Source organism: Methylobacillus sp. MM3, assembly GCF_001645185.1.
Classification (GTDB): Bacteria; Pseudomonadota; Gammaproteobacteria; order Burkholderiales; family Methylophilaceae; genus MM2.
Genome location: NZ_LXTQ01000057.1, coordinates 20041 through 42572, shown reverse-complemented (window position 1 = coordinate 42572; position 22532 = coordinate 20041). Strand labels below are relative to the sequence as shown.

The window sequence follows — 22532 nt, the reverse complement described above, 5'->3', positions numbered from 1 at the left end:
ATCGACGGCATAGAAAATGCGGCCTAATGATTCAGACAATAAGATCAGGTTCGCCGAATATTTCCTTCCAGTTCGCCCGCCTATCCAAAGTGGCGGCTTTGGCAGTCGTTTATTATTTTCTCGCACGCTGGAGCCTGCTGCTGGCCTTCGAGGGCACCAACGCCTCCCCGATCTGGCCGCCTTCCGGCATCGCGTTCGGCGCGATGCTGCTGCTGGGCCGCAAAGTCTGGCCAGCCATCGCAATCGGGGCATTCTCCGCCAACCTGGCCGCGTTTTCGGCGAATTATCCTGTCGGCCTGCCGACGCTGGCGGCCTCGGCAGCCATCGCCGCCGGCAACACGCTGGAAGCGCTCGCCGGCTACGCCCTCTTGCGCCGCCTGAAAGTGCTCGACTCCCCGCTGGATCAACCGCAGCATGTGTTCCGCTTTCTGACGGCGGTACTGCTGATGTGCATGGTCAGCGCGGTCATCGGCACCACCACCTTGCTGGTGGGCGGCTTTACTCCAGTCTCGGCGTTGTGGCCGGTGTGGATCAACTGGTGGCTGGGCGACGTCGGCGGCGCCCTCGTCGTCACGCCGCTGATGCTCATCTGGCTGGCGAAGGGCGGGCCATCGCGGCAGATGCGATTCCGTCCGGGGTGGTCGATGGTGGCCGCGCTGGCCGTCTTTACACTGGCGTCGTGGCTGATCTTCGACGGCCATCACTCCGCCAACCATCTTGATCGCCTGCTGCTGTACCTGCATATGCCATTGATCGCGCTGATCGCCTACCGTTACGGCCAGCCCGGCGTATCGGTCGCCTTGCTGCTGCTTTCCGGCGCTGCCGTCTGGCACACGACCCACGGTACGGGGCCGTTCGCGACGGCCGACCTCAACAGCTCCCTGATCCTGCTCGTCACATTCATCGTGCTGTGCTGCATGACCGGCCAGATTCTCGCGGCGGACATCAATCAGCGGATGCAATTCCAGACCGCGCCGATTGCCTTTGGCGATGTGAAAGTGCCCTGGCTGACGCTGCTGGCGGCACTGGGGTTGACGATGTTCATCTGGCATACCGTATCGGAAGATGCAGAAAATGACGCACGCGACCATTTCGAATCTTTAGGCACCGAAGCCCAGCTACGCATTATCGAGCGCATGACGGATTACCAGCAGATCCTGCGCGGCGGCGTAGCCTTGTTCACCTCTTCCCAACGGGTCACACGCGAAGAGTGGCATAAATATGCGCGCGTTCTGGAAATCGACAAGCGCTTCCCCGGCATGCAGTCGTTCGCCTTTGCGGAGTGGGTGCACGCCCCGGACAAGCCGGCCCATGTCGCGCGCATCCGCAACGAAGGGTTTCCGGATTATGCGATCCGCCCGGCGGGCGAGCGCGAAGCCTATCTGCCGGTCAATTACATCGAGCCGTTCGACTGGCGCAACCAGCGCGCATTCGGCTACGACATGTACTCCGAAGCGGTGCGCAAAAAAGCGATCGCGCAGGCCGCAGATACCGGAAACACCACCATTTCCGGCAAGGTGAGGCTGGCCCAGGAAAACGGCCAGGACGAGCAGACTGGCTTCGTAATGTATGTCCCGGTTTATCGCAACGGCATGCCGATCGACACCGTGGAGCAGCGGCGGCACGCGCTGATGGGCTACGTCAGCAGCGGATTCCGCATGAACGACCTGATACAGGGCATCATGGGCGAGCAGTCTCCATGGCTGAGACTGGAAATTTTCGATGGCCAGCAGGCCAGCGAAGAGGCGAAAATGTTTGACAGCGCAGCACCCACGGCGAGGAAGCCGCAGGCGTATTCGGCGGACTTCCCGCTGCACATCGCGAATCATCTGTGGACACTGCACGCGACCTCGCTGCCCGCCTTCGAAAAAAACATAGATCACCAGAAAGCGCAGATCATCCTGACTGCGGGCATCATCGTCAGCCTGCTGCTGTTCATGCTGGTGCGCTCATTGGCGATCACGCGTGAAAGCGCGCTGGCGCTGGCGGACGACATGACCGCCGCACTGCGCACTTCGGAATTGGAGCTGCGCAAGCTGAACAGCCGTCTCGCGCTCGCTGCCGAGGCCGGCGGTATCGGCGTGTGGGACTGGAATGTGCAAACCGGACGCATGGCCTGGGATGCCAGGATGTATGAGATCTATCAGATCGATCCCCTCACCGCGAGCGGCACCTACCTCATGTGGCGCGACCGTATCCATCCGGACGACGTGGCCGGCATCGAAGGTGCCGTAGCCGCTGCGCTCATTCATGGCGCGGCGTTTGCGCAGGAATTCCGCATCGTCCTGCCCGATGAGTCCTTCCGCCGGATCAAGGCCAACGCCGTCGTTGTCCGCGACGAGCGCGGCCAGCCCCTGCACATGATAGGCATCAACATCGACATTTCCGAGCTGCGCCAGGCCGAAGAGTCGCTGCTCGCCAGCGAGAAGCGTTTTCGCAGCATTTTCGAGCATGCGCCTATCGGTATCGCGATCGTGTCGCTCGACGGCCACTGGCTCAGCGTCAACACCGCGACCTGCGCCATCGTCGGCTACGGCAGGATGGAATTGGAGCAGATGACCTTCCAGGAAGTCACGCACCCGGATGACCTGAAAAACGATCTTGGCCATGTGCAGCAACTGATGGAAGGCCATATTCCCTCCTATCAGATGGAGAAACGCTACATCCGCAAGGACGGCCAATTCGTATGGGTGCTGCTGACGGTCACCCTGTTGCGCGACGAGGCCGGCAAGCCGTTGTATTTCATCGCGCAGATCATGAACATCAGCGACCGCAAGCAGAAGGAACAGGCCATCGCCGCCGCGCTAGCGGAAAAGGAAGTATTGCTGAAGGAGGTCTATCACCGCGTCAAGAACAACCTGCAAGTCGTTACCAGCCTCTTCAACCTGCAAATCCGCACCTTGCCCGAGGGGACGGCGCGTACCGCGCTGCAGGAATCGGCCAACCGCGTGCGGGCCATGGCGCTTGTGCACGAGAAGCTCTACCGGTCGACCAACCTGTCCTCGATCGCGCTCGACGGCTATATCGATGACATGTGCCGCCAGCTTGGCACGGTCGCCGCCGTTTCCCAGCGCGACATCCGTATCACGACCGAACTGGAACCGATCGAAATCGGACTGGAGTTGGCCGTACCGGTCGGCCTGCAACTCAACGAGCTGATCTCCAATAGCCTCAAGCACGGCTTCCCCGACAGTCGCCCGGGCAGTATCCATATTCGCCTTGCGCGGCATGAGCCGGACAGCGACACCGTCACGCTGGAGGTGACGGATGACGGCGTCGGGTTGCCGGCCAGCCTGAACATCCAGACTGCGTCGTCCCTGGGCCTCAAGCTGGTCGCCACGCTGGCGTCCCAGATCGACGGGAAACTCGATATCTCAGCACGCGACGGCGGCGGTACCCACGTCAGCCTGACCTTTCGTCTCGACAGCCCGCAGTGGCCCGGTGCCACCCTTTAACCCGCAAGAAAGGATTCCGCATGCAGCCAGCCAATATCCTGATCGTTGAAGACGAGTCCATCGTGGCCATGGATCTTTCTTATCAGCTACAGGAGATGAATTACCAGGTCTGCGCGATCGCGGACAACGGCAAGGATGCGCTGGCGATGATCGAACAGCACCGCCCGACGCTGGTGCTGATGGACATCATCATCAAGGGCGACATGGATGGCATCGAGACCGCGCGGCACATTAGCCATCGCTTCCATACGCCCGTTATCTTCCTTACCGCCTACAGCGATATGCACACGGTAGAACGCGCGGCGCAAACCGCGCCCTACGGCTACCTGACCAAGCCCTTCCAAGCCAACGAGCTGCGCGCCGCCATCGAAGTGGCGCTGTACAAGTCCGGACTGGAAACGCGGCTGCGCGAATCCGAGCGCTGGTTTGCCACCGCGCTGCGCTGCGTCGCGGATGGGGTGATCGCGACGGACAAGCAGGGGTTGGTCCAGTTTCTGAACCCGGCGGCGGAGGGAGCGCTCGGCTGGAAGCTGGCGGACGCCAAGGGACGCCCCGTGGAGGACTTGCTGCTGCTGCGCAATCCGCGCACCGGCGAGCGGGAAACGAACCCGATCTCGCGCGCCTTGCAGAACAACGGCGTCGTCGGCATCGAATTCGGCACCATGCTCGCCGCGCGCAACGGCCAGCAGCGGCCGATAGACGATTCCGCCGCGCCGATACGCGATGTTGATGGCAACATCCTGGGCGCGGTGATGGCGTTCCGCGACGTCAGCGAACGGCTGGCCATCGAGCAATCGCTGCGCCGCAGCGAAGAGCATTTCCGCAAGGCCTTCGACTTCGCGCCGGTGGGCATGGCGCTGATCAGCCTGGACGGGGCATTCCTGCAAATGAACGCGGCGTTGTGCCGGCTACTGGGCTACGACCAGATGGAATTGTCGGCAATGTACCAATCCGACCTCACACATAAATCCGACCTGAGCATCGAAAAACAGCAACTTGCCACGCTGCTTTCCGGAGGCCTGTCGACGGTGCAGTTCGAAAAACGCTTCCTGCCCAAAAGCGGCAACGAGTTATGGACGCTGGTCAGCGTCTCGCTGCTGACGCAAGGCAGCGCGCCGATGTGCTACCTCTACCAGATCCACGACCTGACCGAGCGCAAGAATTCGGAATACGAACTGGCGCGCCTGGCGCACTTCGACACGCTGACCGGGCTCGCCAACCGTTCCAGGCTGCTGGAGGAGGCGGACGACCAGATATTGATCGCCCGGCGGCAGAATACCGGGCTGGCGGTCGTGTTCCTCGATCTCGATCATTTCAAGGAAATCAACGACAACCTCGGACACGAGGCGGGCGACCAACTGCTACAGGAAGTCGGCGCCCGGCTCAAGGCCGCGGTGCGCGAGACCGACTGCGTGGCGCGCTTCGGCGGCGATGAGTTCGTGCTGCTGCTGCCCAATATCCACACGCCGGACGATGTATCGAACGTGGTCAACAAGATTTTGGCGGATTTTACCCGGCCCGTGATGCTCGAAGGCCAGCCCGTCAACATCGGTACCAGCATGGGCGTCAGCCTGTTCCCCGGCGACGGCAAGAATGCCAAAACCTTGCTCAAATGTGCCGACAGCGCGCTCTATCAGGCCAAGGCCGAGGGGCGCAACAATGTTCAGTTCTACCGCGCCGAACTGACCACGCGCATCGAGCAGCGCTTCAAGCTGGAAAAGGAATTGCGGCATGGCATCGAGCACGGGGAATTCGAATTGTATTACCAGCCCATCGTTTCCCTGACCGGCAGCGAGGATATATGCGCCGAAGCGCTGATACGCTGGCAGCATCCGGAACTCGGCCTGCTACGGCCGGAAATGTTCATTCCCTTCGCCGAAGAAACCGGCCTGATCGTACCCATCGGCGACTGGGTCATCGCGACTGCCTGCGCGGAAGCCGCGGGCTGGCAGAAGGCCGGCAAGCCCGTATCGGTGTCGATCAATATCAGCGCCCGGCAATTCAAGAGCGGCAACCTGACGCAAAAGATACGCCAGGCCCTGGCCGGCAGCGGCCTCGATGCTTCCCTGCTCTGCCTGGAAATCACCGAACAATTCCTGCTGCAGGACACCGAGCAGAACCTGGCGTTGATCGGCGAACTGAAAGCCATGGGAGTGAAGATCGCCATTGACGATTTCGGCATCGGCTATTCGTCGCTCAGCTATTTCAAGCGTTTCGGCCCCACGCAAATCAAGATCGACCGCTCTTTCATCAGCGGCGTCATCGACGATATGGAGAATGCCGCCATCGTCCGGGCCATTATTGCGCTGGCGAAAAGCCTGAAGATTCAACTGGTGGCCGAGGGCATAGAAAACCGGCAGCAACTGGCGTTCGTAATCGAGGAAGGCTGCGACAAAGCCCAGGGATTTTTTTACGCCGAACCCGCTCCGGCCGAGGTTTTCCGCCGCAACTGGGTAGAAGCGGTCACCGCCTGAATCAGGCCTGATTGGGGATATAGCCAGTCAGCGCGCACTGCGAATGCCGCGCGATGGCGAGCTTCTTCCCGGCGTGCGGCGAATGCGGCAGCAAGGCCCGGCCCAGCACCATGCCATTCGTGTCGCGCTGCACCAGTTCGTCGGTCTCGAAATCGAACTCCAGTGTCGGCATTTCATTCCACTTCTCGTTGAACAGCGTGTTGAACGGCGTGTACAAGCCGCGCTCCGGGCTGTTCGATTGCAGCGCGAACACGTACTCCGGCACCGCGTTCACCTCGAATCCGTCCTGGCAATACTGCACCCACACGTAATCGCCGATGATTACCAGCTTCCAGAATGGCCGATGGTCGTAAAACTTGAGGGTGACTTTCTTGCCGCTACTGCGCAAGGATTTAAGATAACCAACGCTTTCGTGAATTTCTTCCAGCATGCGGCCGTAGTAATCGCGCTCGTCGGAAAGCGAATCCGCCCGCATCCGCGCGCCGTCGCTCATCGGGTTGAGCAGCATCACGCGTATTTCGCGCGATTCATGCAGCACCTCGTGAAACTGGCTATCGGTCTGGGCAAAGGTATCGTAGCCGGTCACGGTCATCACGCAGGCACACTCCGCTGCGGGGATTTTCCGGATCAGCAGGCGTTCGCGCCACCGCGTCAGCCAGCCACTCTTGCTGCTCGCATGCACCAGTGCCGCCAGCCTGGCGCTGTCGACAACCTCGCGATTCTGCAAGGCATTCTTGACGGCGATGAACACCACCACCAGCAGCGCCGCAAATCCGGCCTCGGCGAAGAACAGCATATCCGGGTTGGTCGAGATCATCGGCCACCAGCGGTAGATGAATGAATTCACCATGCCCGGCAGCGAAAAGGCGATGGCCACGGCCACCACCATCAACATGGCGTTTGCGATAAATTCACCCATGGAAGACACATGACGAAAGTTTTGTTGTCGATGCATTCCGTTCCCCTTTCAAAGGAAAAGCATCGCGCCCCTGCCAGAGTGGCAAGTGGGCGCATGGTACAAAGAACCTGCTTGATCAGTGCTTCGATTTGCCGAACGCGTTTCCGTTCCCGGAACCGCCGCCGGCAGTGCTGACGCGCCCTCCCGCGAGGCCGCCGGCATGCACGCCGTTGCCTTGTGCGTTGACGACACCGGAAACCCCGGCACTGGTGCCTCCGGCGGTTACGATGCCGGATTTGGCATGCCCGTTGCCGGAGCTGTATCTGGCCTGCGAAGCGCCGCCACCGCTGGCAGTCACAATGCCGGATTTCGAGGGCTTGCCGGAAGAGGTGGCGTTCAGTTTCGCGCCGCCCGCGGTGGTAATGCCGGTAGCCTTTCCGGAGGTGGGCTTGACCGTGACGGCTGCCCCGCGATCGCTCGGCACGAACGCGGCCTTGGAGTGAGGCGAAGGGCTGATATCCAGCGTGTGTGCGATTTTCCCCCAGCCCATGCCATGGCTGCGCAATTGCAACACGCCAGCCAGCTGCGTGGTCTCCCCGGCGGCATTGGTGACAGTGCCTCCCATCAGCGCTGCATGCAGTTGTTCGGCTGTCGGCGAGTCGATGCCCGCCGCCGCCAGGTCGCGCGTGGCGTAATCCAGCGTGTGCGTGATGTTGCCGTAGCCCATCGGGCGGGTGGGCGGCGTAAAAGTGAGCGTGGAGAGCGTGCCGTCCGGGTTCGCTTCGACCAGTGTAACGGGGGTCGCGGTTCTGAGCCCGTCGGCCAAATTGGCGAGGTTATCCGCGGAACCCGCCGTGGCAAGGTATACAGACTCTATGCGTTGCAGATACAGCGCATCATCCGTTAAGGCGACTGTAGTTTCCGCTGCTGCAGCCGATAAAGCCACCGTGACAGAACTTGCTGCCAGAGCCATCTTCAGTGCGTTCATGCTGCTCTCCTCATGACGGTTTTATGCGCTACCCTCCATCATCCGCTCGGTTTGCAGAATGATTTCAGTAGCGGTCGCGCTATCGTAGATAAGACCGCCGTTCGTGGCGGTCACCCGCATTCGCGTCGTATTCGAGGTAAGCGGCTCCAACTGAACCTGTATCGTACGACCGGACGCCGTAGCGTTCAGAATCTCGGTCTTGTCCTGCTTGGTAGTGGAAACGATCTTGATTTCCATGCGATTCAACGCGGCCAATGCGGCGTGTTTGACCTTACCGCTGGATGCGGTGAATGTCCGGTATGTAATGCCGTTTAATGTATGCGATACGGCAGTCGATCCGCCGACACCGAGGGCGGTCACTCCCAGCGGCATACATCCGGTCATCAACCCCGCTAGCAATATGCCTGTTACCCCGCGCCATGCCATGTGTGACATAAGCTCCACCTTTATCGTTTTTACTTGATTATGTGGAAAGACTTACAAGAAGCGTGCCATAAATTTATCTTTCTAAATCAGTTAGTTGCAACATCCAAGCTCATCAGCTTGTCTCAAAAACGAGACAAGGGCGCGCAGATGCCTTCCAAGCCCATGATTTTTAATTAAAAATCATGTCTCCGCCGGGCGACAAGCATGCCGCGTACGGTCTATTGTTTGCAGGATGACACGCTTGCCCATCCGAATCCCTCCGGTTTCCACTGTACGGAACAACAGCCAGGCCGTCAGGTACACCGGCGGCGCCACCAGTGCCGCGCATACCAGCAAGCGCAACGGCCCGCTCAGTGCGAGATAGGCTGTCGAATGCGTCAGCATCCCGGCAACGGGAATGAGGATCAACAGGTGCAGCAAGTAAACGCCATATGAGGTATCGCCCAGAAACCGGCTGACGCGGCTGGAAAGCACGGCCCGCAACTTTTCGATGCTTCCCTGCAACAATCCGCTTCCGGGCAGGCTGCCGTCATTCATCAGGTAGAACATGCCGATCACCACCACCATCCGCCCGAGCGCCTGATCGGAACGCTCGATCAGGCCGACGGCGATCAGCACCATGACCGACATTGCCAGCGCGACTTTCATCCCGCCCTGCAAGCGGCTGACCGCCAGCCAGATGCCGATGAAAAACAGGTAGAGCTTGAGCGGGAGGAAAGACGGCATTGCAAACTGCTCGAAATATCCCTTGAAAATCACCAGGCTAATGCCCGCGAGAGTGATCGTCAGCAGTCCGGCCGTGAGCAACCCCATGCGCAACACCAGCAGCATCAGGAAAGGGAACGCCAGGTAGAAAGACATCTCCAGTCCGATGGACCAGTCCGGCAAGGGCGTGCGGAAGGCATAGTCGGGAAACGCACCGAACAGGAAACTGACATGCATCAGGATATTGCCCAGGCTCTGGTCGTCGTAGCGTGCGGGCGAGGTTGCGGTTGCCGGCCATTGCAGCGCAATCGCGTCGCGCCAGTCGCCTATCCACGGCCCGAGCACCAGCGCGAAAAACAGCAGGAAATAATACAAGGGCGCGATACGGAAAAAACGCCGCAGCCAGAAGGTGAAGAACGTGGATTTTGCGTCCCACGGCTCTTTTTCCTGCCGCAGCACATAGTGATGCGCCATCAGGAAACCTGACAGCAGCATGAACAGATCGACTGCCAGTTCGCCCCAGGAGAGCACCGGAATGCCGCGCATCCCGCTCAGTATTTGCGCATGCGAAACCAGCACCCACAGCGCGGCAAAGCCACGCAGCCCATCCAGCCAGGGCAAATGATCGGTATTGTTTGCGTGAGCGGCTCCCTGCTTCATGTCGATAGCATCCTCGCGTACTTCATCGATTTTTGTATGGAATGGTGCGCATCGGGCGTTCGGGCGCGCCTTGTCGCGATTCATGAATGAGAACACCGAAATGCCGCAAAGGTTGTTAGCGCATATGGACTATTTATCGCGCGACCTCTTCGCGATAAAAGCTTGAGGCAAGCCAACACTTACACTCCTGACCGAATGAAACAACGCAACGATATCGACGGCCTGCGCGCGGTCGCCGTCCTCCCGGTGGTGCTGTTCCACTACAACTTCCTCAAGCTGATGCCGGGCGGCTTTGTCGGCGTGGATATCTTCTTCGTGATTTCCGGCTTCCTGATCACGCGCATCATCTACGACGGGATCGCCGACGGCAGCTACAGCATCGCCGATTTCTACTATCGCCGCGTGCGCCGCATCTTTCCGGCGCTGTTCGCGATGTTCGCCTTCTGTCTGGTCACCGCCTTTCTGATCAGCTTTCCGAATGACGCGCACGATGTCGGCCACAGCGTGCTGGCCTCGACGTTTTTCGTATCCAACATCCTGTTTTATCTGACCAGCGGCTATTTCGACCAGGCGAGCGAGATCAACCCGCTGCTACATACCTGGTCGCTGTCGGTGGAAGAGCAGTTCTATGTGCTGTTCCCGCTGGTGGTGTTCGCCATTCGCAAGTTTTCAAACAAGACCCGCATCCGCATTCTGTTTGCGATGGCGCTGGCCAGCTTTATCGCGTCGTCGCTGATGCTGCCGGCGGATCGCTCGGCGGTGTTCTACCTGGTGCAATACCGCGCCTGGGAGTTGCTGCTGGGTGCGCTGCTGGCGCTGGGCGCAGTGCCACAGACGCGCACGCCGTGGGTGGCGGAGTCACTCGGCGTGCTGGGGATAACGATGATTGCCGCCAGTGTGATGCTGTATTCCAGCGCCACGCCCTTCCCCGGCTACTCCGCACTGCTGCCCTGCCTGGGCGCGGCGCTCGTCATTTACTCCGGTACGGCTGTGACCACGCTGGTCGGTTACCTGCTGTCGCTCAAGCCGGTGCGCTTCATCGGTCTGGTGTCGTATTCCTTCTACCTGTGGCACTGGCCGATACTGGTGTTCTACCGCTATTACTTCATGCACGAACCACATGGCCTGGCAGAGCGCGGCGCACTGATCGCGGTGACCTTCCTGATCTCCGTGCTTTCTTGGCATTTCATCGAAAAGCCTTTCCGTGTGCGGCGCGAGAAAACCGATGTGCCGCGCACCTTGCGCGTGGCAGGCTCGGCGATGCTCGCCTTCAGCCTGTTCGGCCTCGCGTTAGGGCCAGCCAACGCGCAGTTCTGGCAATACCCGGGACGCGTGACCAACACCATGGCCTACGTGAATTACGAAGTCACGGACATGATGCGCACCGGGCAATGCTTCATGTCTACCAGCGCCGGGGATTTCAAACGCTTTGACAAGCCCGCCTGCCTCGCACTGGATGTCAGCAAACCGAATTACCTGATCTTCGGCGACAGCCATGCCGCGCATCTCTGGTATGGCCTCAAACGGACTTATCCCGACGTGAATTTCATGCAGGCGACTTCTTCCGGCTGCAAGCCGCTGATCGGGCGCAACACCGACCCGACTTGCAACAAGATGGTGAATTACATCGCCGAGGGCTTTGTGCCGAAATCGCACCCCGACGCGATCATTCTCTCCGCCAACTGGCTAGGCAGCGACGCCGCCGACCTGCAAAAGACAATAGACGCGTTGCGCCCGCACACCAAACGCATCATCGTGTTCGGCCCCATCGTCGCCTACGATCAGCCATTGCCGCGCATCCTGGCGCGCAGCCTTTACGCGCAAGACCCGGCGGTCGTCGCCAGCCATCGTATCCCCGGACGCGACGAAATCGACCGCGCGCTCGCCGACAGGCTGCGCACCCAGGATGTCGAATACATCTCGCTATTCCGCACGCTGTGCCCGTCCGATTGCGTCACCTGGATCAACCGCAATACCCCGCTGCAATACGATTACGGCCATTTGACGCGCGAAGGCTCGGTTTTCGTCGCCTCGCTCATCGACAAGCGCCTGTTCGGCGCGGCGCACTAAACGGGCTCGCGCGCTATTCCGCTCGCATCGCCGCCAGATACGCTTTCAATGCGCGAAAGCTGACGCCGCGGTCATCGCCCAATAGGTAAGCGCGGACCTGCCGGCTTCGCCATGCATGCATTTGTTCCGGAGTGCGCGGAACGGCGCAAAACGGAATCCCATGCGCGGTACATTGCCGGGCAATTGTCTCGACCGCCGCGCGCACCTCGGGGTGATGCATCTGGCCGGGTACGCCATAGGATTGCGAAAGATCCACCGCTCCTTCCAGCACAAGGTCGATGCCCGGCACGGAAAGAATGTCGGGCAGTTGCGCTATACCCTCCTTGTCCTCAATCATTGCCACCACCATGATTTCCTCGTTGGCGCGTGCAAAATAGGCCGGCAGATCGAGCGTGCCGAAGCCGGTCATGCGCCCGCCGCTGATGCCGCGATTGCCCAGCGGGTGATAGCGGCTGGCGGCGACGATGGCCTCTGCTTCCTGACGGTTGCGCACATGCGGCACGACAACGCCTTGCGCACCGGCATCCAGCACGCGCAGGATCACCTCAGGCTGGCAGCCCGGCACCCGCACCAGCGGCGTGATGCCGGCACATTCCGCGGCGCGGATCATGTTTTCCAGCGTTTCCGGATTCACGCCCACATGCTCCAGGTCGAGAATGACGAAGTCGTAGCCGGCGTAGCCGATCATTTCCACCATCAGCGGCAACGGCAGCGAGCACAGCAGGCCGTGGACGGTTTTGCCGTCGGCCAGCGCCTGTTTAAGCCGGTTCGATTGCAGCATGCGCGTGCGTCTCCACCGGCAGATACCATTGCGCCGGATGCGGATGGCGCAGGAAATCATGATGCGAAATGTGCCAGGCATAGGCCCCGGCATACGGGAAGACCAGCACGTCGCCGCAGCGCACGCGTTCGACCGGGGCATCGAAGGCCAGCAGATCCTTGGGCGTGCACAATTGTCCGACCACGCTCACCGGCTTCCCGACGGCCTCCGGGCGCGGCCAGGCATACGGCCAGTGCGCCACCGGCAGCACATGGAAAGGATGGCTGTGGCCTTGTGCATATGGCGTACGAAAATGATGCGTGCCGCCGCGGCCGATGACGAAGGTCTTGCCGTAGCTCGGCTTGATGTCGATCACCTGCATCGCGTAATACCCGCACGCCGCCGTCAGATAGCGGCCCAGTTCGAAACGGACGATGACGCCCGGCAGGCCGCTGTCGTGCTTCAGCTTTGCGAGTCCGCCACTGAAATGGCCCCAGTCGAATTGCTTGTCCGGCGCACGATAATGGATGCCGATGCCGCCGCCGACATTGATTTGCGCGATATCGAGGCCATATTCCTCCCGCCACGATTTCACGCGCGCCAACATCGCCGCCAGTAGTCGCAGATGCGCTGCCGCGTCCAATTGATGCGACATCAGATGAAAATGAAAACCGCGCAAGCGGAGCCGCGGATGTCGTCGCAACCAAGTCAGGCATTCCGGTAGTTGATCCATCGGAATGCCGAATGGCGTTGGCTTGCCGCCCATCATCAGCGTGGTTTCGGTGATCCCTTCCAACGGCAGGTTGACGCGCAGCAGCACGTCCGTCGTTTTCCCTTGCACTGCGGCGATCGCCTTCAATCGCTGCAGCTCGTGCAGGCTTTCCACATGCAGGGTTTCGACGTTGGCTGACAGCGCCGCCGCCAGCTCGCTATCCAGCTTGCCCGGTCCGCTGAATGCCAGCGGGATGGCAGAAAAATGCTGGCGCACCCAGTCGAGCTCACCGCCGGAAGAAATCTCGAAGCCATCCACCAGCGGCGCCAACGTTTGCAGGATCGGCAACTCGGAGTTGGCCTTGACCGCATAGAACAGCTCGAACCCCGGCGGCAGCGTCGCCATCAGGGAAGTCGCATGCCGGCGCAACGCTTCCAGATCGTAGATGTAGGCGCACAGCGGCTCGCCGGCGACAGCCAGCCGCGCACGGAGACTGGCATGTACTTCCTTCAGCCTCAATTCCACGCGGCGTCCTCCAGGCAGGATTGCAGCGGGTTCGCTACCGGTACGTATGTCGTGGCACGGTCTGCGCGCTTGAAGAAACGGTTCATCAGGTTGGTCTTGCCAGCGAACGGCAGGCCGGCCAGCAATGGCTGGATACGTGCAGAGGAAGACATATCACCATGCAGTTGCTGATAACGCTCCAACTGTGCGCGGACGATGCGCCACAGCCGCTGCTGCAACGCGGGGTCGCCGGCGCCCAACTGCGCGATCGCCTCGCACAGGTTGTTGACGAACAGGCAGTACACGATACGGTTCCAGCCGAGATCAGCGTCGTACCACAACGCTTCACGCGCTTGCGGGCTGACGTCCTGCAACTGATCCGCGCCATAACGCTCGCGCACCAGCTTCACCCCTTCGAAATCGCGCAAATAAAGCTGCTGCGGGCCATCCGCGCCGACTGCGATCACCACGTTCTGCAAATGCGGCTCGAACACGACGCCATACGCAAAAAAACAATGCAGCACCGGCATCATCAACCGCTCGGCGTATTTCGCAAACCACTGTTCGGCAGCTGCGCGATATGGCATTGCCGATAGCAGCATTTCGCGCATGCGCGCTTCGCCGTGCGTGTGATTGCCGAACAGCGCACCGGCCAGCAGCGGCGTCGCTCCCGGACGCAAGCTGCCGTCGAAGCCGCGGCGGAGGATCATGCCGAAGCCCTCGGTGACTTCCTTGTCGCGCTGCGCGTCGCCGAGCCTGAGGTCCACCGACTGGTAGGCCGGCTCTTCCATCACTTCGAGATCGGGAAAACGCGCCTGCAGATCGGGCAGCAGCGTCCGCATCAGCCGCGTCACCTGCAGCGCGCCTTCCAGCTCGTACACCGCATTTTTCCGCACGCAATTGGTGATGCGGATGTTGAGCGAGCATTTGTAGAAATAAGGATTTTCCGGATGAAACAGCGTGCGGATGGACGACGTCGGCAGATAAGCCGCCCCCTGCATGTCAAGGTCGCGCAGGCGGCCGTCGCGCAATGCGGCCTGCACGTCGGGATGCGCCAGCAGATAGCGCGCCTGCCAGGGGTGCGTCGGCATCAATGCAAATTCGGCCTCGTCGCCTAGCCCTACCGGCGCCTGCGCTGCCACGATGCGGTCGCATGATGTGTCGAGCAGCGACTGCTGCAACAAGTGTTCGCGCCGCACCGCGAAATAATGCAGCGGAAACTCCGCCCCCATCTCCGGCGAATAGCGCAGCATGTCCGCGCGCGACACACCCTGCCGGCTCTTGGGTGCAGGATGGAACGGGTGGCCGTAGACCAGCGATTGCTCGGAGGCGATATAGGCCTCCAGCGGATCCGCCGGAAACGGCCCGGGCTGCGCCGACTGGAGAATCGCCGTCGTGACTGTCACGCTGTCGCGGATTTGCGCGCGCAATTCGTCATTGGGCGGCGTGTCCGTTTGCAGCGCCAGTTCGCGCAGCAGCAGCGCCGCCATATCCTCGCCATCGAGCAGCGCCCACGGCTTGCCTGGCGCCTTGTGATAGAACGGCGAACGGTAACGGTAATTGCCCGTGCGCGACGGATGTTCGACCACTGTCAGCAGGCGGGTTTCCGTCATTGGCAAGGTAACGTGCATCGCGCTGCCGCCCTGGCTGCGCATCGCGACGTGCACCGACTGCGGCCAGTCGCCTTGCCCGAACAGCGGACCGATCTGCAATTGCCCTTGCGGGCCAGCCACTTCGCGGCAATAGCAGTTGAGCAGGGTTTCCATGGCGCGCCGGCCGGCTTCATGCCGGGCCAGCAGCGCGGGGGTTATCGGTCGTACGTATTGTGTTTGCATAGGGACTCCTTTCAGGAATTGCCGAGGCGCGGGCGCGCGACCGCCATCGCGGCAAGATAGCCGGAGGCGATCAGCAGCGCCGCGGCGCCGATGAAAAACGGAAAACGTGCGTCGAACGTATGGGCCGCGAGTCCAGCCGTGAAGCCGGCCAATACCGCGCCCCACTTGGAGCTGCTTTCCAGCCAGCCGAACGTGCTGCCGGCGCCGGCTTGCTGCACCACGCCGGCGATGAGGCCATTGAGGCTGACCATCGCGGCCGTCATGCCCAGGCCCATCAGCAAACGCCACGCGGTCAATGCCGGCCATGTCGGCGCCCACACCTGTCCCAGCAGCGATGCCGCCAGCAGCAGGCACGCCACCTTGAGCGCGACCACGCGACCGCGTTCTTCCAGCCAGCGGCTGATCGGCAGCGAGCACACCAGGTAAACAAGATGCGGCAAGCCGAAAAGCAGGCCCGCCATGGCCGGCGTCGCGGCTATGCCTGCCTTCTGGGCATAAGGAATGAAATACGGAAACGTCACCACGGTGGAGAACACCAGCGCAAATTGCAGCCAGTAGACCTGCCACGGCGTGACCTCGGCTCCGGCAATGCGTGGCTTTTCCGCGATCACTTCCCCCGCCGGTGCCGTGCCGGACGGCAACCACCACAGCATCGCCGCTGCCAGCAACGGCAGTAGGGCGAGATAGCGATAAAGCTGGATGGGTGATTCCACCTCGATCATCAGCACCCCCAGCCCCACCGGAGCCGCGATCAATGCGGCGCGGGCGGACCATTGCATCCAGTTGAGGCTGCGCGCCAGCGCCTTGCCGCTAACGAGAGTAGTCAGGTACGCGTTAGAGGCCGCGAATGTGCCGCCCAACAGGCCCTGCAATACCAGCGCCACCACAAACACACGCACGTCCGACGCAAAACCGGCCAACAGAAAACTCGCCGCCAGCCCGAGCTGGGCGCGCAGCAGCAGCGGCTTCTTGCCATAGCGGTCGGCCAGTTTTCCCCACCACGGGCTACTCATCGCAGTAAACAGAATGGGCACGACATATAGCCAGCCTGCAAGAAATTGTGCGTCGCTATGCAAGGATTGCTCGAGGATCAGCGCGAAGAATGGCGGCATGCCCAGCGCCGCAAACGCCGCGACGAAATGACAGCCCATCACCGTGGCCACCACACGGCGTTGTGTGGTCATGTCTCCGGCCTCAGGAAGTTGGGCGCGCTACGGCCGTAGTATTTGTTGACGTCCGCCGCGCCGGTATCGGATTTTTCCGCCAGCGTGGCTGCGATCAACAGGTATTTGGCGTATTGCCGCTCGTCTTGCAGCAGCACCTGCCGCGCATAGGCAACCTCCTCGCCTTCTTCCGCCAACCTATCCAGCACCGTCTCGATCCGGCCGCGCAGGGCGGCGTAAAGTGTTGCCGGCGGCTGGCCCAGCAGCGGCGCGAGGCCTTCCGCCAACACCGCGATATTGAGTTGCAGGGTGATGGTGGTGAACATCTGCGCCAGCGGCAACGCCGCGTCCACACAAATGCGGCGGTCCTGCAGGCTGTCGGTCAGCATCGCCAGATCGGCCCGGCGCCGGGCCAGGTGCCGAGGGTGTATGCGCGCCGCATCGTTGTCCTTGAGCAGCAGCCTCAAGCGTGGCTCGTGTGTGCTCAGCACGACCACGGAATTCTGCTGGTTGGATTCCAGCGCAATGCCATAGCGCAGCCACAGGCGAAGATGCAGTTGCAGCGTGAGGTCCAGGTATTCGCCCATGAAAGCCGCCAGATCGCCGGCATAGAACTGGTCCGCCAGCACCTGCGCGACCAGCCTGCCATCCGGCGTGCCGGCGAGCAGCGAGGCCACTGGCACCAGCGTCGCATCTTGCAGCGTCTCGCTCGGATAGCGGCGCAGGATATAGCCGAGAAAAGGCTGGTGCTGCACGTGCGCGCCGCATTGCTCATGCGTCAGCAACACACGATCCCGCAATGCGGGTTCGTCGGCCACGAGCCCGGCCAGCAGAGTCTGGATGCAATGGCCGTCGTGGATCGTGCTCGGCTTGATGGTGCGGATGTTCTTGGCGCCCAGCGTACGTATCGTCAACGGCAGCTTGAGATGCCATTCCGGCGCCGCTTCCAGCACCACGGTGCGTACCGACAGCGTCGGTCTGACCGCAAGCCAGGCCCGCGGCGCGCGCACGGTGTCGGCGGCCCAGTCATGCTCGCGCAGGAATCCGTCGAGATGGTGCTCCCACACATATGGGTGCACCGGCACCAGCGCATGGGTGGCTGCCAGCGCCGCCGACAGCCCGACATCTGCCATGCGCGGCCAGACCTCAGGCCAGCCCGCGTCCTGCTGCACGCTAGGGTGATATAACGCCTGCGGCACGGCCAGCCATTGCAGCTCGAAACGGCGCTGGAATTCCGGCGCGTATGTTGCCAGCGCATCCGCATCGAAGCCCAGTTTGGCGCGCGCGGTTGGGTAGAAAGGATGATCGAGAAAAGCCCCCAAGCGGTCGAAATGCAGCAGGCGCTCGTCCCAGGTGGTGTCGTTCAGGAATTCCCGATGTCTTTGTTGCTCGCTGAACCAGCGCTCGCGTTCCGTTTCGCAGATGATTCCGTGCGCTGTCGCTGTCGCACACTCCTCGGCGAAGGCTGCATACAATGCGGCGTCCGAACCCGGCAATTCGCGCGCAAAGCTCGCCAGAACCTCTTCCAGATTGTGCAGTACCCGCAACCGGGCACCCTGCTGCGCAATGAGCGGCAGACCGGCGCTGCGCCACGATTGCATGAAATTCGCCGGTGCGACCGGCAGCCACAGGCAATAATCGTCGGAATAATTCGCCACCCGGAGCCAGTGCGCATGCTCGCCCGCATGACGCAGCAGCGCCGCAGGCAAGGCTTCCCGCGGCACTACTGCGCCGCCGCTCATGCAGCCGCGCACGTCCTCGCGCAGCAGCGCGTCCAGTACGCGCAGGCTTAGGTAATCCGCCCGTAATTCCCGTGCAGGTTGCGATTCAGGCAATCTTGCCAATGCTGGCAACGCGTTCATGCCGCGATCTCCCAGGCAAGGCTCTGGCTGACGCGATCCATTTCGCGCGTCAGCGCGTCGATATCGGCACCGATGCCGCGCAGCACACCGAGATAATCCTTGTTGGAATGGGTCAGGCTGAGCGCTTCGCCGATGCGGCGTAGCGGCTTGTAACTGAGGCGCATGCCTTCGGCATGGCTGGCGAAAGCCTGCGGCATGCCGATGAGCTGGCCTGGCGAGCAGGCGGTGAAATAGCGGATCACCGCGGCATTGGAAGCAAGGTCGAGCGGCGACAGCGATTCGCCGAGGTAGAGCCGCAGCACCTGCTCGAACAGCGGGATGCCCAATGTTTCCTGCAGCAGAAACTCGCGGTAATCGCCGATGCAGCGGTAATTGACTTCAATCAGCCGCGGGCCGGACTCGGTCAGCACGAATTCGGTATGGCACGCGCCGAAGCCGACGCCGAGCGCGCGGATCATGTCCACCACCTGCTGCTCGATGTCCGCCGGCAGCCCCGTGCCCCAGCGCGCTTCCAGTTCGATGAAAACGGGCGGCGGCGAAAGCGCGACCTGGAACCCTCCCAGCACGTGCAGCGCTTTGCCGTCACCCAGCGTTTCAAGCGTGTAGAGCGGACCGTCGATATATTCCTCCAGCAGCAAGGGATAACCCGGCTGCTCCGCCCACAGGCGCTGGCACTGCGACTCGAGCGCCGCCCGGTCCCGGCACAGCGAAACCTGCAGGCTGGCCACGCCCTCGCGTGGCTTGACGATGCATGGGAAGGGCACCGTGTCGATCACTTCCGCCAGGCGTTCAGGATGGCAAACCACCGCGTGCCATAGCATGTCGACGCCGCTCCTCTGCAACGCCGTGCGCATCTCAGCCTTGTTTTTCGCCCGGTAAGCCGCCCGCCAACTCTTGCGAGGTACATCGAAATACGCTGCGGCGATGGCCGTGCTGGCCTGCAGATGATCGCTGTTCGAAAAAATCGCCGCCGGCCGTTGAGCACGACACGTGACCGCACCCATCACGGCCAGGGGATTAAAGACATCGCAGGCGATGATCTCGGCTGGGTAAGCCATACGATCAGATTGACCGAAATATTGGCGATGCGCTTCCGCATGATCGGTCAGCAGTACGACCGGTCGCTCCAGTTTTGCCGCAGCGGGTATGAAGCCTTCGTTCACCGAATCCGTCGGCACGTGAGCCAGCATGATTATTTCTTGCATATGCATCCTCTTTCGGGCATTGGGCTGTCCGGGCAGGCGACTGCGGCGGATCAGCCCAAGGTTTGTTGTTTTTTGAGAGGAGCGGCAGGGCCATGACGCGTATGCGGTGAAGCTTGCAATACCGGGAAACCGTGCCACTCGATCATTGCGCGCATTGAAGCGGGCGTTCATGGCTGGCGGATTCCCTGTTTTGAAAAGGCAGGGGGGCTGGCTATGCGCGGCTGGAATAAACCGTCCGTGCGAGAACAACTATAATATTAATGAGAATCATTATCAATCTTAATGCGCCAAGAATATCCCGAGATTCTTTAGTCCGAATGGAGGCTTGCCTTAAAGCCGGCTGGCGATATAGCGACTCGGGAATTCCTCGTGAAACGCCCTGTCGGAACAGGTATAACGATGCGTAAAAGGAGAATTGACATGATACGCAATCCCATTGATGCCGCCGCCCGGGTCGGGCCCGAGCTTTCGGCATTCATCGAAAGCCGGGTGAATGACTCGAATATCGAGACCACCGTCACCCTGGGCGATATTCGCGACTTCATCGAAGGCATGTTGCCGAGTTCGCTCATAGAAAGCGAACGTCTGCATCAATTCGATCCCGACGAGTCCCATCTGGACGAGTTGGACGCCCTCATCGAGGAATACGGCGCCGATGCGCCCGCCATCGACTTTATCCGTACCTACGCCAGCGAAGCCCTGTCGCGAGTGATCGACATTTCTCTCAATGACGACAACCACGAAGCGCCCACACTTGCCGACATTCGTACCGCCCTCAGCTCCGGCCTTTCAAACCGCCTGATAGGCGAAGGCGTGCTGGACGAAGACGAGGACGACGCCCTGCTCGCAGAGCTCGACTTCCTCATCGAACGCCATGGCCCGGACATGCTCGCCGAAGACTTGATACGCTATGAGTGACATGGCACGCGCGAAGATGCTGTAATGGCGCGATGGATATAAACCGCCAATACGCCGCCAGGGAACCGAGCCGCGCCGAAATCGACGCTCTGACCGAACCGCTCGTGCTGGAATTCGGCGCGCCGTGGTGTGGATATTGTCGCGAGATGCAGCCTTTGCTTGAAGCTGCCTTGTCGAATTACAGCGGCGTGCGGCATCTCAAGATCGAAGATGGAAAAGGCCGGCGGCTGGGGCGCCTGTTTGGAGTCAAGCTCTGGCCGACGCTGATTTTCATGCGCAATGGCGAAGAAATGGAACGCCTGGTTCGGCCCGATAGTGCCGAATCCATCGGCGCGGCGATGAAAAAAGCGTTTGTCCCCGCCTGACGGCTACCCTACCGAACCGCGCAACGCTGCCCTGCGACGTTTACTCCGCGAGGCACACTCCGTTTTCAGACAGGCTGATCGCTTCAGAGCCGTGCATTATGCCTTTGCCCAAGGATTTGGCGAGCTTGAGATTATTGGCGGCAATTTCCAGCATGTGCTGCGGCGTTTGGTCCGCGTGCGGCACTCCGGCCACATAGCCCACACACACCGATAAATACTGCTGCGTCTGTCGGTTGAGAATGCGCAGGGATTGCACGCGGTCGCAGACACGCAGGGCATGTATCCTGGCCTGTGCTTCCGACATTTCCATCGCGAGAACGACGAATCGATCGCCTTCATATCGCGCAACGAAATCGGTGGCGCGCCGAAAGAGCAGGCTCAGCGCCTTCGCGATTTTTTGCAGGGCATAATCCCCGGATCGACGATCCAGGGCATTGAATGCATTGAACTCATCCACATCGATGATAAACAGCGCGAGGTCATCCTGCTTTCTGGCCGCGATCTGCCATTGAGTTTCATACTGCATATTGAAGAATTCGCGATGGAAAACGCGCGTCAGGCCATCCACCATTTCAATGCGCGGCAAGACATTGTTATCCCGGCCTTCTTCGTCCGTTTGCACCAATCCCCTTATCGGCAACCCCAGCGTAGTCAAATCCACCCCGTTCTCCCCGTTTTTTTGATCGCACAGCGGTGCGAATTTATGTGTATCGCATAACAATATCCCAAATCGGACAATCATTCATCGCTGCCGTAACAACGTCAATGGATACATCTCACAAAACCATGCAGCAATTCGTCGCAATGCTTGTCCAACAAGAACCCATCATTTACGACCGAATTTGGGCAGCCTTGAGCGAAAACAGCAAAATCAAATGGACATATCCCATCTTTACCCTATGCAGTCCACGCGGCCGAACCATGATCCCGGGCAGAACGGAGGCGCACCCATGACCCAGCGCGGCATTGTCTTCAGCAAACCCATGGTGCTCGCCTTGCTGGCCGGCATCAAAGCCCAGACACGTCGCAAGCTTAAACACCAGCCTGCCGACCCGAACGATCTGCCCGGCCTCGCCGCTTGCCCTTATGGCCAACCCGGCGACAGATTATGGGTACGCGAAGCCTGGCGGACCTTGAAGGAACATGACGCCAGACAGCCGGGTGAACTCCCCCGCGATAGCCCGTTGCGCTACGAAGCCGATCTGCATTACAGCCACGCCGAGTTCAAGCCGGGCAAATTACGCCATGGGATTTTCATGCCCCGCTGGGCCAGCCGCATCGAGCTGGAAATTACCCATGTGCGGCTTCAGCGATTGCAAGACATCAGCGAATCGGATGTGATCGCGGAAGGCATACGGGCCATATACGGCAATACGCCGGCAGAAGATTTTCTTGCGGATGAAGAGGACGAGGATTTACTCGTCCCGACCGACTTGTATCGAGCGGTTTGGGAGTCGCTGCATGGAGCGGGGTCGTGGGAAAGCAATCCCTGGGTATGGGTGGTTGGGTTCAGAAAAATATAAAACGCGCGC

General features: G+C 60.9%; 17 protein-coding genes. 6 read left to right on the top strand and 11 right to left on the bottom strand.

Annotation, left to right across the window (positions count from 1 at the left end):
- Nucleotides 1-26 precede the first annotated feature (26 nt).
- The gene (locus A7976_RS13435; RefSeq protein ID WP_067112968.1) at nt 27-3455 is read left to right on the top strand and encodes a CHASE domain-containing protein; all 3429 of its coding nucleotides are present in this window, start codon (nt 27-29) and stop codon (nt 3453-3455) included.
- 20 nt (nt 3456-3475) lie between these two features.
- On the top strand, nt 3476-5929 hold the full coding sequence (locus tag A7976_RS13430) for an EAL domain-containing protein (protein WP_067112966.1): 2454 nt from the start codon (nt 3476-3478) through the stop codon (nt 5927-5929).
- Nucleotide 5930: 1 nt separating this feature from the next.
- On the opposite strand, the gene A7976_RS13425 is transcribed toward A7976_RS13430, so the two are convergent.
- From A7976_RS13425 to A7976_RS13410, 4 genes are all read right to left on the bottom strand, one after another.
- Entirely contained in the window at nt 5931-6884 is a 954-nt protein-coding gene (locus tag A7976_RS13425; RefSeq protein ID WP_131801033.1) for a hypothetical protein, read from the bottom strand.
- 79 nt (nt 6885-6963) lie between these two features.
- Entirely contained in the window at nt 6964-7815 is an 852-nt protein-coding gene (locus A7976_RS13420) for a hypothetical protein (protein ID WP_067112964.1), read from the bottom strand.
- A 21-nt stretch (nt 7816-7836) separates the two neighbouring features.
- A complete protein-coding gene (locus A7976_RS13415) occupies nt 7837-8250 on the bottom strand; it encodes a DUF3568 family protein (RefSeq protein WP_082878154.1) in 414 nt (137 codons plus the stop codon).
- Between the two features lie 171 nt (nt 8251-8421).
- Nucleotides 8422-9690 carry an acyltransferase gene (locus A7976_RS13410; RefSeq protein ID WP_082878153.1) on the bottom strand — a complete coding sequence of 423 codons (1269 nt, stop codon included), beginning with the start codon at nt 9688-9690 and terminating at the stop codon, nt 8422-8424.
- Between the two features lie 111 nt (nt 9691-9801).
- On the opposite strand from A7976_RS13410, the gene A7976_RS13405 reads away from it, so the two are divergent.
- On the top strand, nt 9802-11676 hold the full coding sequence (locus A7976_RS13405) for an acyltransferase family protein (RefSeq protein WP_067112959.1): 1875 nt from the start codon (nt 9802-9804) through the stop codon (nt 11674-11676).
- Between the two features lie 13 nt (nt 11677-11689).
- On the opposite strand, the gene A7976_RS13400 is transcribed toward A7976_RS13405, so the two are convergent.
- From A7976_RS13400 to A7976_RS13375, 6 genes are read right to left on the bottom strand one after another with little or no spacing between them, the layout of a single operon-like run.
- Nucleotides 11690-12457, bottom strand: a complete 768-nt coding sequence (locus tag A7976_RS13400; RefSeq protein ID WP_067112957.1) for an HpcH/HpaI aldolase/citrate lyase family protein — start codon at nt 12455-12457, stop codon at nt 11690-11692.
- Nucleotides 12435-13673, bottom strand: coding sequence for a type III PLP-dependent enzyme (locus A7976_RS13395; protein ID WP_067112954.1), 1239 nt, complete (start codon nt 13671-13673; stop codon nt 12435-12437). The genes A7976_RS13400 and A7976_RS13395 overlap by 23 nt, the downstream gene beginning before the upstream one ends.
- Nucleotides 13664-15487 carry an IucA/IucC family siderophore biosynthesis protein gene (locus A7976_RS13390; RefSeq protein WP_067112952.1) on the bottom strand — a complete coding sequence of 608 codons (1824 nt, stop codon included), beginning with the start codon at nt 15485-15487 and terminating at the stop codon, nt 13664-13666. Before A7976_RS13390 ends, A7976_RS13395 begins: the two co-directional genes overlap by 10 nt.
- A gap of 11 nt (nt 15488-15498) precedes the next feature.
- Nucleotides 15499-16671 carry an MFS transporter gene (locus A7976_RS13385; protein ID WP_067112950.1) on the bottom strand — a complete coding sequence of 391 codons (1173 nt, stop codon included), beginning with the start codon at nt 16669-16671 and terminating at the stop codon, nt 15499-15501.
- On the bottom strand, nt 16668-18512 hold the full coding sequence (locus A7976_RS13380; RefSeq protein WP_067112947.1) for an IucA/IucC family protein: 1845 nt from the start codon (nt 18510-18512) through the stop codon (nt 16668-16670). The genes A7976_RS13385 and A7976_RS13380 overlap by 4 nt, the downstream gene beginning before the upstream one ends.
- Entirely contained in the window at nt 18509-19717 is a 1209-nt protein-coding gene (locus A7976_RS13375) for an acetyl-CoA carboxylase biotin carboxylase subunit family protein (protein ID WP_067112945.1), read from the bottom strand. Before A7976_RS13375 ends, A7976_RS13380 begins: the two co-directional genes overlap by 4 nt.
- Before the next feature lie 420 nt (nt 19718-20137).
- Here A7976_RS13375 and A7976_RS13370 point away from each other — a divergent pair, with 420 nt between their 5' ends.
- Both A7976_RS13370 and A7976_RS13365 read left to right on the top strand, forming a co-directional pair.
- On the top strand, nt 20138-20635 hold the full coding sequence (locus A7976_RS13370) for a hypothetical protein (protein WP_067112943.1): 498 nt from the start codon (nt 20138-20140) through the stop codon (nt 20633-20635).
- 32 nt (nt 20636-20667) lie between these two features.
- A complete protein-coding gene (locus tag A7976_RS13365) occupies nt 20668-21000 on the top strand; it encodes a thioredoxin family protein (protein WP_067112941.1) in 333 nt (110 codons plus the stop codon).
- 40 nt (nt 21001-21040) lie between these two features.
- Here the strand turns inward: A7976_RS13365 and A7976_RS13360 are convergent, their stop codons facing one another.
- On the bottom strand, nt 21041-21622 hold the full coding sequence (locus A7976_RS13360; RefSeq protein ID WP_165601746.1) for a GGDEF domain-containing protein: 582 nt from the start codon (nt 21620-21622) through the stop codon (nt 21041-21043).
- A 328-nt stretch (nt 21623-21950) separates the two neighbouring features.
- Here A7976_RS13360 and A7976_RS13355 point away from each other — a divergent pair, with 328 nt between their 5' ends.
- The gene (locus tag A7976_RS13355) at nt 21951-22523 is read left to right on the top strand and encodes a hypothetical protein (RefSeq protein WP_067112935.1); all 573 of its coding nucleotides are present in this window, start codon (nt 21951-21953) and stop codon (nt 22521-22523) included.
- Nucleotides 22524-22532 lie beyond the last annotated feature (9 nt).